The 13,334-nt window shown below is 66.8% G+C and carries 11 protein-coding genes; 6 read left to right on the forward strand and 5 right to left on the reverse strand.

The features are described 5' to 3' along the window. The first annotated feature begins 75 nt into the window (after positions 1-75). From OV287_RS10885 to OV287_RS10905, 5 genes are all read left to right on the forward strand, one after another. The gene (locus OV287_RS10885) at positions 76-678 is read left to right on the forward strand and encodes an MXAN_6652 family MXYO-CTERM-anchored protein (protein WP_267533948.1); all 603 of its coding nucleotides are present in this window, start codon (positions 76-78) and stop codon (positions 676-678) included. Between the two features lie 106 nt (positions 679-784). Continuing rightward, positions 785-1,801, forward strand: coding sequence for a hypothetical protein (locus OV287_RS10890; protein WP_267533949.1), 1,017 nt, complete (start codon positions 785-787; stop codon positions 1,799-1,801). Between the two features lie 30 nt (positions 1,802-1,831). Next, positions 1,832-3,628 (forward strand): hypothetical protein, encoded by a 1,797-nt coding sequence (locus tag OV287_RS10895; RefSeq protein WP_267533950.1) that lies wholly within the window; start codon positions 1,832-1,834, stop codon positions 3,626-3,628. Positions 3,629-3,644: 16 nt separating this feature from the next. After that, complete coding sequence (locus OV287_RS10900) at positions 3,645-5,057, forward strand: DUF1501 domain-containing protein (RefSeq protein ID WP_267533951.1); 1,413 nt, start codon at positions 3,645-3,647, stop codon at positions 5,055-5,057. Further along, positions 5,054-6,427, forward strand: a complete 1,374-nt coding sequence (locus OV287_RS10905) for a hypothetical protein (protein ID WP_267533952.1) — start codon at positions 5,054-5,056, stop codon at positions 6,425-6,427. Before OV287_RS10900 ends, OV287_RS10905 begins: the two co-directional genes overlap by 4 nt. A 34-nt stretch (positions 6,428-6,461) precedes the next feature. Here OV287_RS10905 and OV287_RS10910 read toward each other — a convergent pair whose 3' ends face one another. The 4 genes from OV287_RS10910 to OV287_RS10925 are packed head-to-tail and all read right to left on the reverse strand — an operon-like array spanning position 6,462 to position 10,824. Beyond that, the gene (locus tag OV287_RS10910; RefSeq protein ID WP_267533953.1) at positions 6,462-7,265 is read right to left on the reverse strand and encodes a hypothetical protein; all 804 of its coding nucleotides are present in this window, start codon (positions 7,263-7,265) and stop codon (positions 6,462-6,464) included. After that, a complete protein-coding gene (locus tag OV287_RS10915; RefSeq protein ID WP_267533954.1) occupies positions 7,262-7,945 on the reverse strand; it encodes a hypothetical protein in 684 nt (227 codons plus the stop codon). The genes OV287_RS10910 and OV287_RS10915 overlap by 4 nt, the downstream gene beginning before the upstream one ends. 38 nt (positions 7,946-7,983) lie before the next feature. Further along, positions 7,984-9,972, reverse strand: a complete 1,989-nt coding sequence (locus OV287_RS10920) for a M1 family metallopeptidase (protein WP_267533955.1) — start codon at positions 9,970-9,972, stop codon at positions 7,984-7,986. Between the two features lie 48 nt (positions 9,973-10,020). Further along, complete coding sequence (locus tag OV287_RS10925) at positions 10,021-10,824, reverse strand: hypothetical protein (RefSeq protein ID WP_267533956.1); 804 nt, start codon at positions 10,822-10,824, stop codon at positions 10,021-10,023. Positions 10,825-11,171: 347 nt separating this feature from the next. On the opposite strand from OV287_RS10925, the gene OV287_RS10930 reads away from it, so the two are divergent. Next, a complete protein-coding gene (locus OV287_RS10930) occupies positions 11,172-11,846 on the forward strand; it encodes a hypothetical protein (RefSeq protein ID WP_267533957.1) in 675 nt (224 codons plus the stop codon). A gap of 48 nt (positions 11,847-11,894) precedes the next feature. On the opposite strand, the gene OV287_RS10935 is transcribed toward OV287_RS10930, so the two are convergent. Next, on the reverse strand, positions 11,895-13,229 hold the full coding sequence (locus tag OV287_RS10935) for an amidohydrolase (protein WP_267533958.1): 1,335 nt from the start codon (positions 13,227-13,229) through the stop codon (positions 11,895-11,897). Positions 13,230-13,334: the final 105 nt, after the last annotated feature.

Here is a 13,334-nt window from a genome sequence, read left to right on the forward strand (position 1 = left end):
CGCGAGTTGTCAGGGGGCCATGGGAGGAAGGGGGCGAAGCGAGTTAAATAGAGAACCCCCACTCATGGAGGTTGTATGAAGTTCCCGTCGTACGGTGCCGCTGGAGTGCTCACGGCCTGCTTGCTGTCCGCCCCCGCCCTCGCCAATTCCGCAGGCATGACTGCCAACTCTGGCAAGACGAGCCAGACGTGCTCCACCTGCCACACGGGCGGTTCCGCGCCTACCGTCGAGCTCACCGGCCCCACCACGCTCGCCGCAGGTGCGACGGGCCAGTACAAGCTCACCATCACCGGGGGCCCTGGCTTGAAGGGCGGCATGAACGTGGCCGTGGACAACACGGCGGCGTCGCTCGAGCCCGGCACGGATACCAAGAAGCAGAGCAACGAGCTCACCCATAAGGCGGCCAAGCCCGCCGCCAGCGGCGCCATCACGTTTGACTTCTCGCTGGTGGCGCCCCCCTCGGCGGGCACCGTCAAGCTCTTCGCCGCCGGCAACTCGGTCAACGGTGACAACAACGTCACCGGAGACGCGGCCGCGGTCACGACGCTGAGCGTGACCGTCACCGGCAGCAACGAGCCGGTAGAGGAGGAGGGTGGCTGCTCCTCCACCGGTGGTGCTCCGGTGGTGGCGTTCGCGCTGACCGCTGGCTTGGCGCTGCTGCGCCGCCGCCGCAACTGAGTCCTCCGCTGTTGCCTCACTCCTCCCGTGTCTGGCTGGGACCCGGGAGGAGCGCAGTCCTGAAGTAGACCTTCGCGGTTCGTGCCTCCTGCTCCCGAGTCTTCCCGTGCTGCCCTCCCTCCGCTCGCGCCCCATGTTCCAGCCGCTGCCTCGCGTCTGCTGCGGCCTCCTCTCCGCGCTGCTGGTCCTTGCCGTTCCGGCGGTCCAGGCCGCTCCGTCCAAGAAGTCCTCGAAGACTTCGAAGTCTTCGAAGTCGTCCCGGACGAGCTCCTCCAAGACCACTCCGGCGGAGCCTGCCGCGCAGCCGGCCCCCGCTGAGCCCGAGCCTGCTCCCGCTCCCGCGGCCGAGGCAAAGCCGCCTCCCGCGCCCGCCGTGGAGACGAAGGTCGCCGAGGAGCCTGCCCGGCCCGCGCCAAAAACCGTAGCGGAGGCCCGGCCCACTCCGGCGTCGAAGTCCACGGCGTCCCGTTCCGCCGCGGCCGAGTCGAAGGCTCCCTCCGTTGCCCAGGGCCGCATGCGCATCGGCGTGAGTCCCGATCTCTACCTGGAATCGGCGCGGATGACGGGGGTGCAGAACATCAACGCCGTGCAGCTGGACGAGACCTTCGACTACTCGGCGGGCTTCCTGTCCTTCACGGCCTGGGCGAACACCCCCGTGCCCACGGTGAGCGAGCGGCTGCGGGTGGGCGCGGGCGTGCGCATCCTGGGCAACTACGTCGCGTCTGGAGGCCAGCAGTTCGGCTTCGGCATCCTCAACGAGGCGTTCGTCTCCGGGGAGTACGGCCTGCCCGTCGCCGACAAGATGGAGGTCGTCTTCGCCGGGCGCGCGGGGCTCTCCTTCCTCATTCCCGGCCTCGAGTTCGCCGAGACGATCCGCAACCTCCAGGCGCAGGGCGTGGACGCGTGGAGCGTGCCGCGCGTGGGCTGGCTGGTGGGCCCGTCGTTGGGCGCGCGGCGGCAGATGAGCGATCGCATCTGGCTGCGCGCGGATCTGCTCGGCCAGGTCGGGCAGCAGTTCCTCTTCGCAACGAGCCAGGACATCTCCGGGTTCCGCTATTCGAAGAACTGGAGCACCCTGGGGCTGCGCCTGGGGCTCTCCATCGGAGCCGAGTTCTCCCTCTGAGGCATTCCCTTTTTTCGCTGGGAGTCGTGCATGACAGTCTCTCGGACGCTTCTCTTCTCTGCACTCACAATGCTGGCCGCGTGCCAGCCCACCTACTCCTTCGAGCCGGAGCAGGTGGCCGAAGGCCCCGGTGGCATGGTGGGCAACGGGGACCCCATTACGGAAGGCACCTTCGCGGGGGGGGATGACACCCTGCCCGCGGCGCGCCCGGTCGGCTCGCTGCCCAACGAGACGCGCCCGCCTGACTGTGATGCGGACTGCGTGGCGTACTGCAACGGGGCGGGCCTGCAGAACCCCGTCAACCGCGGGCTGTGCCGCAGCCTCTGGGGCGTGGGTTTGTCCAACCGCCCCATCGTGCATGCCGAGGCCTGCCGCCGGCTCTTCGTGGACATGCTGGGGCGCGTGCCTGGCGCGGACGAGGCCGAGGCGACGTGCTCGGGCGGGTGGGGGGCCACGGTGAAGACGCTGATGGAGAGCGACGACTTCATCTTCGTCCAGCAGCGCCGGGCCGCGGACCGCTTCCTCTACAGCAACGAGGTGACGAGCCTCCAGGCCATCTACGACATGGATCGGCTGGTGGAGAAGCTGCACCGCGGGCGGGTGCCGTATGACTTGTTCGCCGCGGTGGTGAGCGCCCATCCGGTGCTGACGCGCCGCTACGCGGACCCGGGCGACAAGGCGGAGGCGCTCTTCAACCATTTCCTGGGCCGCCCTCCCTTCGAGCATGAGCGCGCGGACATGTCGCGGCTCTACAAGCTGTGGCACTCGGGTTACTACGACCACCCGCAGCTCGGCATGCGCCTGCCGGATGCCTTCATCCGCTTCCGCTGCCTGGACGACAACGGGCAGGTGGACGAGGTGTCCCGAGGAGAGTGCGCCAGCGTGCTGTGGGGCTACAACGAGCTCGTCTTCACCCCGGACCTGCGCGCCTCGCGCGACCCGGGGACGGGCGAGCCGATGATGTGGAGCGGACTGCTCAAGCCCGAAGAGTGGGCGAAGCTGCAGACGCCGGGCCGCATCCTCGCGAGAGACCTGGCCTTCTGGGAGCGCGCGGTGGACGAGGTGCTCATGCAGTACCTGGGATATGAGCTGTCCGCACGTGTCCCCGAGGTGCGCGAGGAGCTGGTGCGCTGGGTGCTGCAGCACAACGGTGACATCCGCTCGGTGCACTACGCGGTGGCCACCTCCGCGGCCTACCTCCAGTCCGCCGAGGGCGCCTCGGCCTCCGGTTACCGGTGGACGTACGGCCCGCTCAAGCAGGTGGATGCCGAGGTGTGGATTGACTCCATGGCCCGCAACACCGGCTATGAGTTGCCCGGCTGCGACCACCGCATCAGCCAGCCGGAGAATCTGCTGGAGTCGGGGAGTGTCGCCAGCTTCAGCTTGCTGCAGCAGTCGCGCTGGAAGCTGAACGAGAAGGGCGACCTGGACGAGCGCTACTCGCAACTGGCGCGTACCCTGGGCGGTTGCCCGGAGAACGTGTCGGGCGGGCGCTTCCGCGTGGTGAGCATCCTCACCACCGCCACCCAGCTGTCCTTCGTGCAGGAGCTGTGCAACCCCACGCAGGACCCCAAGGTGAAGGGAGCCGCAGTGGAGAAGCTGCTGCCCGGTGGCATGGACCCGAGCCGCGCGGTGGACGCGGACGTGGCCGAGCAGATTGCCACCCACCAGTATCGGCTGCTGCTTGGCCGCTCGCCGGATGACACGGAGAAGGCCGAGGCCCGCGCGGCGGGTACCGAGTGCGCCCTCACCCTGTGTCCGGCGGAAGAGTTCGCCCGTCCCTACTGCTTCGCGCTGCTCTCCAGCGCCGAGCGCGTCTTCTACTAGCCCCGGAGCCCTTCCCATGTCCGACTCTGATGACAAGAAGTCCGGCACCTTCGGTCGCCGCCGGCTGTTGCAGGGGCTGGGCGCAGGTACCGCCGCCCTGGCCTTCCCCCACCTGTGGTTGCCGCGCGAGGCCCGTGCCCAGACGCCCGGGTTTGGCGAGGTGCGCCACCTCATCTACATCCGCCTGTCTGGCGGCTTCCGCTTCACCACCGCCTTCAACAGCGACGTGACCGACGAGTTCAACCCCTTCGGGGCCTCGGACAAGCGCGCCGCCGGCACCGAGTGGGGCGCGGGCAAGCTGCTCGAGCGCGCCACCTGGCTGGAGGGTGAGACCAACAAGGTCCGGCGCGACCTGGGGATGAAGCCCGTCAACGAATTCACCAACGAGATGTGCGTGCTGCCGTGCGTGGACCACGAGCCCTTCTCGGCGCGCGCGGACGGTGGCCATGGCACGGGCCTGGAGCGCTTCCTCACGGGCTACGTGGGTGGCGCTACCGGCTTCCTCACGCTCGTCAACTACGGGGTACGCGAGCGCGTGAGGAAGGCGGCCGAGGAGGGCATCACCCTGCTGCCCGCTTTCAGCCTGGGTGAGGCGGGCATGGCCACGGGCGCGGGCGAGTACGCCACCTACCGGCCGCCGGTGCTGGAGGGCAGCGGCTTCGAGCGCTTCAGCGCGGACCCGGACTCCATCTTGCCGCCCTGGGCGGCCAAGGTGGCTGGCAATATGGACGCCCGCTTCCAGGCACGGCTGCACACGGCACTGCGCGGAGGCGTGGAGACGTACCAGCAGACGCGCAAGGCCACGAGCGACTACGGGAAGATCTTCCGAAATCCCCTGCTGCGGGTGAACAGGCAGTCGCAGGAGGAAGCGGATGGCATCAAGAACAGCGAGCTGGTGACGCTGCTGGGCGAGGACGGCACGGGCATGCGGGCGGCGCTCGCGCTGCGCCTCTTCCACTTCGGTTGCCCGGCGGTGTTCCTCAACCAGGGCGGTTACGACTTCCACTCGCGCGAGGACATGGAGCTGCCGAACGAGATGGACGCGGCCAACCGGCTGGTGAGTGGCCTGCGCACGGCCCTCCAGCGGATGACGCACCCCGAGGGCGGGTCGTACTGGGACAAGACGCTGGTGGTGCTCGGCAGCGAGTTTGGCCGCACCACGGGTGGCAGCCGCTACAACTCCGCCAACGGCAGCGACCACGGCAGCGACCTGGCCACCCGGTGGATGTCCATGCCCTTCATGGGCGGCGTCATCTCCCGGGCGGGGAAGGGCGGCAAGAGCCTCGGCTCGGTGAACCGCTCCAACCTCAAGGCCACCGGCCCGGTGTACTCGTACCGCTCCGTGCTCAAGACGATGTTGGACATGCTCGGTGCCGACCACCAGGGCGTCTTCCCCGCTGACGCCCCCATCCAGGACTTCTTCGCATGAAGCGCTCTCTTCTTGCCGCCACTCTCGGGGCCCTGGCGCTGGCCTGCGGCCCTACGGACTTCAACAAGAATGATCCGGGCACCATCCCCTTCGACCCGGCGCGTCCCACCCCGGGCGGCTCCTCGGTGGGGACTCCATATACGGGCTCGGACGTGGATGTGCTGGGCGCCCAGCTCATCTACCCCACCGGTATCGAGCTGCACCGCAAGCTGGTGATGCGCACGTGCAGCGGCACCAACGGCGTGTGCCACAACCAGAAGGAGTACCCGGATCTGCACACGCCGGGCACCTTCGTGGCCTCCATCGGCGCCCCGTGCAACGTGCAGTCCGGAACCGCGACCGGTGTGTTTGACCGGTGCGAGCGCCTGGGGGACCGCTTCCGCTTCGTTGAGCAGTCCTTCAAGGAGATTGAGATTGGTTGGTTCGAGCTCATCCCCGGGGAGACGCCGGAGCTGGACCCCAGGGGAACGCGACCGGACGCCACCACGGTGGGTCTGCACCTGTACCTGCATGACCCCGTGCCCGTGACCCAGGACCGCATCAACGCCACCGGCACCTTCCTGCGCAACTTCGTCAACGAGCAGGGCAACGTGCAGGAGCTGGCCTTCGCCAGCTACGACACGAACTGGTGGGTGCTCGATGACCGGCGGCACCTCTTCGCCGAGGTGAGAGAGAACCAGCGAGACACCGTGGAGAGCCTGGTGGCCAGCGGGATCGTCCAGGGGGACCAGAACCGCAATGGCACCTACGGCGCGCGCATTGCCGGCAACACCGTGCCGCTCATCAAGCCGGGCAAGCCCGAGGAGAGCTACCTGGTGGCACGCCTGCGCGGATACATGGGTGAGCAGTCGGTCCCCGGCACTCGCATGCCGCTGGCCAACCAGCCGCCGAACGTGCAGGACATGCTGGCGCTGATGTGCTTCATCGAGGGACTCGACCCGAACACCACCCAGTGGAGCCTGGGCTCGTCCATCGACTACAACAAGTGCTCGTACTCGGCGAACCCCTCGGCCCTGAGCCTCGCGGGCTCCGGAGATACGTGGGGCGCGCGCGTGCTGCCCATCCTCCAGTCCAACTGTGGTGGCTGCCACGGGGGTGAGAATCCGCAAGGCGGGCTGAACCTGCTTGGCTCTGCCCATGACGTCTATGAGCGCCTGGTGCTCAAGCCCTCCTTGCAGAAGCCCACGCTCAACCTCATCCAGCCGGGCAGCCTGGACAAGAGCTACCTGTTCCTCAAGCTCACGGGCGACGGCAGCATCACCGGCAGCCGCATGCCCATCAACCCGCTCAACGGCAACTCGCCGCTGCCCCAGGAGGAACTCACCTCCATCGAGAACTGGATCTTCCTCTCCGGTGCCGTGGAGAACTGAGCCTCTCCAATGTTGGAGGAGGGAGGGGGAGGAACTATTCCCCGGCCCTCCTCATCTTCTCCTCTTCCCATTCGCTCAACGCGGAGGCGACATGGTGAAGAGTATGGCGATTCAGCCTTTTGTGGCGCACCGCGAGGTAGCGCTCCCCTGCAATGGACACGAAGGCAAAGGGAGCAGCCGGGTGGTTCGCGAGCCACGCCGTTGCTTCTGCGCGGGTCTCGAATGATGGCACCGCGGGGGGTATTCCCCGCGCGGTGAGCTCTTCGATGTAGGACTCGATGACATAATCGCGAATGATGGTGCGAGTGCTGTCTACTTGAGGGCACCAGACCTGATGGTACTCATCGCCGATGATGATCCGGGCAGGGCTTGGCGGTTCCGCGAGGCCCTTCAGCCATGCCTCCGCTTCATCGCGCGTCGCGAAGCAGGCCATGGCGAGCGGGGCATACTCGAGCCGGTTCTTGACGTAGTCCTCGAAAGCATCGACCTGTCCTGTGCCAGCAATGAAGCCGAGGAGGCCGATGAGAACGAGCACGGACTGTCTCTGTCCAGGTTCGGGCGTCTCGTCCCACACCTTCAGGAGAAGCTCCATCGCCTTTCGCGAGGTCCCCTCCGTGCGCGCATCGAGCGCGGCGCTGACGCGTGGACGGGAGGTGGAATCCAGCCCCTCGAGATGGTTCTCGAACCGATAGGCCTGGCCGGTTTCCAGGATGAAGGATGTGAGCTCGTACAGGTAGCCCCAGAGCTCTTTTTCCTGTGCTCTACCCTTGGCCAGCGCCGCCCTCCACCGGGGCGATATGAATTGTGATGCATCTGCGAGGAGTTCCTGGATTCTCACGGTGTCCTCTCCGCAATCGGGGCCTCGGGGGGCACTCCCTGGGGGGCATCCGCGAACATCAAGAGGGGCACGAAGTAGAGGGTACTTCCGCCCGAGGCCATGGTCACTGCGACGAAGGCGACCCCCGCGATGACGATGACCGTACCCACCAGAATCTCCTCACGGTGATTCTCGAGCCAATCAACCGCCGACTCTGTCGAATCGAACTCCGCAGCGTACTCTTCGGCCCATTCGCCCATCCCCCTCCTGCACATATCCTCGAGCATTCCGCAGGACTCTCGACACCACCAGGTCTTGCCGTCACGCCACGGACCTTTGTACCTGGGATAGCGCAGGTGACCCACGGGGAATGGGTTACGGCTCCTGAGGCAGTCCTCCTTGCACTGCTGGCCCCTGCCGTAGCAATAGTCCTCCAATCCTGTTGAGGAGACGCGCACGATGCCTCGATGGGTGGTCACCGTGTTCATGGCGTACTGGAGTTTCGTCAGTTCGAAATCCCTGAGCGGCTTCCATTCGTGCTTCGACTTCCCGTCCGGCGTCTCTTGGATGATGAGCACGTACTTGGAGAGTTCGTGCGGACCGGCAGGACCCGGGACCACGTGCTGGGTGGCGCTACAAGAGAGAAGGAGCAGGTTGAGGCTCAACGCCATGAGCCTCTGGGGGAGTGTTCTGGTGTTCATGTCGGGTTTCCAGGACTTGGTGATGGGTCCTGACTCCGCTACGGGACGAGCTCGACGAGCAGGTCCCGGGTGAACGGCTGGCTTGCTGTGGTGGGCGCCTGGGTGCACGGGATTTCCACCGTGGACTCGAGCGCTCCCCCGGTGAAGGTGACCTCGCCGGTGCAGGTGGCGGTGGCCGGGTTCTGATCGTCGAAGGCGTACGTCAGCGCCATGGGCCCGCTAAAGGTATAGGTGCCGTAACGGGCCACGTCCTGGGTCTGCCGGACCGTGAGGCGGATGACCCGGCGGGCCCCGTCGTAGCTCCAGGTGCTCGCGAGCTTGGGCCAGCCCTTGCCGTACACCCACTCCTTGAAGAAGGGAGTGAAATCCACCGAGCCCTCGGCGTTGAGCAGAGCGAGCAGTTGGGCGGTGCTGTAGGGCTTGAAGCGCGTGGCCGTGTAGAACTTCTTCATGAAGGCGGCGAAGGCAGGCTCGCCAAGCTGGCGGCGGATCATCTGCCAGACCCAGGGCCCCTTGACGTAGGGCGCGGCGAACGAGGCCTGGGTGGTGGCTCCGGGGACCTCCTCGGGATGGCGTGACCAGCGGAGCGCGTCGTCATCGTAGCGGGCAGGCGCATTGAAGATGGCCGCCTTCATACGGTCCAACTCCGCCTGGAACGCGCTCCTGCTGCCGAGCACGCCCACCACCTCAGCGGTGTAGAACGATGCGAGGCTCTCGTTGAGCCAGAACTCCTCCCAGCTCGCCTGGTGGGCACTGTCGCCCCACCAGTGGTGGAGCATCTCGTGGATGACGAGCCGGTGCCCATGGCCGTCCTCATCGGGCCCCTCGGAGCGGGTGTCGGCGATGGACACCACGGTGGCGTGCTCCATCCCGCCCAGGGCCGAGGGCACCTGCATCATCGCGTAGCGCTCGAAGGGGAAGGGCCCGAGCGCCTCGTTGAGGTACTTCATGGCCCCGAGCGTTCCTGCCCACCAGCGAGGGGGAACAGCGCTCTCCGAGGCCACCGGGTATGTGTACGCGTCCACCTGGACTCCCTCCACGGTTCCCAGGGGAACGCGGGTGGAGTGAGAGGCGATGAAGTGCAGGGCGTAGGTGGGCACCGGCTGGCGCAGGAGGAAGGTGCGGCGGCGGGTGGCGTCGCTGGACTCCTGGACGAGCACGCCGTTGGCCTGGACGGGGAGGCTATTGTCGATGCTGACACGGGCGATGGCGCGAGCGATGTCGCGGGGGTGGTCATGGCTGGGGAGCCAGCGGCGCGTGTGATTGGGCCATCCGAAGGTCTGCACGAGCGGGTGCCCCAGCTTGCCCTCTCGCTTCATGAGGCCCGTGAAGTAGAGGGCATGCTTCCTGTCGGAGATGGGGTTGAGGGGCCCGTGGTAGGCGACGGTGAGGACCTCGGAGGCGTTGGCTTCGAGCGGTGTCCCGAGCGTTACGGTGAGGGTGCCGGCAGTGGAGTCCTGGGTGAAGGCCAGCTCCGCGCCGGAGCGGCCCCGCACCGAGGTGACGGTGTACGGCGTGTACGGTGCCGTGCCTGCCGCGACGGGGACCTCCTCGGTCTTTCCCACGTCGAGCGTGAGGGTTCCCGTTCCGCTGCGAGTGGCCACCAGGAAGATGTTCACCTGCCCGGAGAAGGTGCTCGCGGCGGTGTCGACGTGCAGCGTGTAGTCGTAGAGCTGGACGTCATAGGCGAGCTCGGTGTCGATGGAGGCCTCGCGGCAGTAGCCGGTGGGCGCGTCGCAGACCTGGTTCTCCCAGCAGAGGCCGGGCACCGCGTTGCAGTCCAGCTTCTGGGCGGCCTCGCACGCACCGGTGCCCTGGTTGCAGAGCAGCCCTGAGCCGCAGGCCTCGGCGAGGTTCTGCCGGCAGTCCACCAGGCATTGTCCGTTGGCGGCACAGGAGGTGCCCGTGCCGCAGATGGACTCGGAGTGCCGGCAGTCGGCGGCTGCCTCGTCGGACCTCGTGCTTCGGTGACAACCGGGCGAGAGCAGCAGCAAGCCGGCCAGCAGCAGGGAGAGGCGTCCTCTCATGCGTTGTTCCGCTCCAGGTAGGGGAGCGCAACATAGCGGATGACGCGGTTACGGTTGCACGGAGTGCGGCTCGCGCAGCTTCTTCTGATGGGATTTCGCAGAGACCGGCATGTAGCACTTGCCCTGGTACTCGGCCTGGTCCTCATAGCAGGGCGGGCGCTTCGCCAGTTCCACCCAGCATCCGCCGTTGATCTCCACCTCGCCAGACTTGGGGAAGCAGGGGGCCTTTGCCTGATCGCTGAATGGCTTGGCGGGCAGCGGATAGGTGATGGCCGGCACACTCGCGGTGTCCAGGTCCACCATCGCGGGCGCTGGGAACTCGGTCACTGCCAACGCACCGGCGCTGGCCCGCTCGCCATTGGGTCCTTCTGAATCTCCCCAGAAGAGTGGCCAGAGGAGGAGCGCCCCGAGGGCGAGCACGGTGAGGCTCGCGACCATCAGCCCGCGCGGTGAGCGGAGCAGCCGCTTCATACGCCCCACCCACCGCTTCCAGGCGCTCACCGAGCCGCCCGTGAGATGGGCTCGGGCCTCCTCGTTCTTCTCCAATCGCTCCACAGCGGAAGTGAGGAGGTCGAGCATGTTGGACAAATCTGGCAGCCGGCCCGAGGCAGGCGCCTGTTCCACCTCAAGCGCGAGATAGGGAGGCTCGGACTCTGCGGTAGCGCGCAGGCGCCAGGACTCGCCGGGCTCCCAGTCCGTGCGATCTCCGGGCATCACGACGAGGGCGGCATCGCCCGTGTGGACATTGTGCGCCGCGTAGAGACGGCCCAGGTCCACCCCCACGTTCTTGTACCGCTTGCCGAGGTGGAACGGTCCCAGGCGTCCGCCCTTCCAGGTCTTCTTTTCAGCCACGCGTGGACTCCTTCTTCATCCCGCAGTTGTACACCTCTGGAGGCGGGAGGTGTCCGCGCCGTTTCACTTGTCACCGGTGACAAGTGGAATGCATCCGCGCCGTTTCACTTGTCACCGGTGACAAGTGGAATGCATCCGCGCCGTTTCACTTGTCACCGGTGACAAGTGGAATGAGGAGTCCCGCAGCGTGGACGGTTTTCTCCGGGCACCGGGACTCTTCTGCGAGCACCTCTCACGCAAGTAGGTGATTTCACGGAGCCCATCCTCTGGCCCGGTACATGCCATGTGCTCGGTCAGCCGCGATGACCCGTGGCTGTTTCACCTCTTCTCCATTTTTGGGGGGAATCATGGAAACGAACGCAAGCAGCAATCTTCTCACGTTGACGCTTGAGCAGGTGCGGGATGCCATCCTCGCGCATCTGAAGGAGGGCAATGCCGGGCACTACAACATTGGCCGCCTCTACAACTACGTCGTGGACAACAAGCTGGCGGAGCAGAAGAACTACGACAGTGCCCAGGTGTACTTCACCCAGCACATTCAGGAACTCTCGCAGTCCACCCTGTCCCGATACGGTGCCGTGGCCCGGGAGTTCTCCGAGGAGGCGTGCAGGACGCATGGCGTGATGAAGCTCTACACGCTGCGCACCTACGCGAAGCAGGCCGACATCCAGCCCACGGTTGGAGACCCGGGCCTCACGCCCATTGACGTGCCGCAGGAGGACGGGACCGTGGAGCAGAAGTCCTTCGCCGAGTGCAGCCTGGACGAGCTGAGGCAGGCGGCGAAGCACATGCGCAAGCCTTCCCGCGCCCCCATGCCCGCCACCGATGCTGCCCGCATCCAGTTCATGCGTGACAGCTTCTCGCGGCATTTCGCCCAGGGCGGCCGTGTGCAACTCAAGACGAGCGTCCAGAAGGGCGAGACGCTCCTCACCATTCAGGGCGTGCCGTTGGCCCAGGTGGAGCGGCTCATGGAAGCGCTCCTGGATGGCTTCCAGCCCCAGCCCGTGCGCGCGGTGGGGTGAGCTCAGCACCCAGAAGTCCCTCGAAGTTGTTGCTGAATGTGTCGAGCCTCACGGCTTGTAACTCTGGATGCGTGACTCGGGCACTCGCCGAGCCATGCGCTCCATGGTGTTCGCGACCTCGGCGAGCACTCGCTCCTTGTCGAGCGTGAGGTGACGGCGCTCGTGCAGGATGACGCGGCCGTCGACCATGACGGTGTGCACATCACTGGCACGAGCGCTGTACACCAGTCCGGCGGCGAGGTTGTGGGGCGGCTGCCAGTGCGCCCCCTTCGTGTCCACGAGGATGATGTCCGCCTGGTAGCCGGGCGCGAGCGTGCCAAGCCGGTCTCCCATCCCCAGCACGGCCGCGCTGCCTCGCGTGGCGATGTCGAGCGCCTCGGGAATGGGCAGGGCCTCGGGGTTGAGCGCCTCATGCTTCTGCATCAGCGTCATGAGGCGCAGGCTCTCGAAGACGTCGAGCGTGTTATTGCTGACCGCCCCATCCGTCGCCAGGCCCACTGCGATTCCGGCCTTGCGCAAGGCTCGGATGGGGGTGATGCCCATTGCCAGCTTGAGATACGTCTTGGGCGCGTGGGCAATGCCCACGTGATCGCGATACTTCGCGAGCAGCTCGATGTCCTGCGGCAGCAGGCCGCAGCCATGGGCAATGATCGTGGGCACGCCGAGCACGCCGGTATCCTTGAGCACCTGGATGGGAGTCAGTCCCCGCTTCTCCAGGCTGGCGTTCGTCTGATTCATCTCCTCGGCGGCGTGGATGTGGATGCCAATCCCGAGCCGATTGGCGTGCCCGGCGGAGGCGCGCAGGAAGCCGTCATCGCAGGTGTAGGGCGCATGCGGGGCCATGCAGGTGGTGATGCGGCCGCCCGCGCCGCCCCTCCAGCGCTCGGCGAAGGCGGCGGACTCGGCGAGTGCTTTGAGTCCATTGCTGCCGAACATGGCCCACCCGAGGTGCGCCCGAGTGCCCGCCTCCTCGACGGCCTGGGCGACCCGATCCATGTGGAAGTAGTGGTCCGCCACGGTGGTGACGCCACCCTCAATCATCTCGATGAGGCCCAGCAGCGCGCCCCAGTAGACATCCGTCTCGGTGAGGTTGCTCTCCAGGGGCCAGATGAACTCGTTGAACCAGCGCTCGATGGGCACGTCCTCGGCCAGCCCGCGGAAGAGCACCATGGGGACGTGGGCGTGGGTGTTGATGAGCCCGGGCATGGCGAGCATCCCCCGCCCCTCGAGCACGGTGACGCCGGACTCCACGGGGCCCCCGGTGGGGCGGAGCTCCGCGATGCGGTTGCCCCGCACCAGGATGTCCTGATTTCGGGAGATGGTGAGCGAGCCGCTCGCGTCCGGTACGAGTGCGTGACAGTTGCGGATGCAGGTATCCGTCATCGAGGGTCTCTCTTGGCGAGGATTCGCGGGCTCGGGAGTATGCACACCCCTCCTGGCAGCCGTGAGGAACCTTTCCTGGGCGGGCCGGGTTTTGTACCCCCGTGA

This window comes from Archangium lansingense (assembly GCF_026626635.1).
GTDB classification, from domain to species: Bacteria; Myxococcota; Myxococcia; order Myxococcales; family Myxococcaceae; genus Archangium; species Archangium lansingense.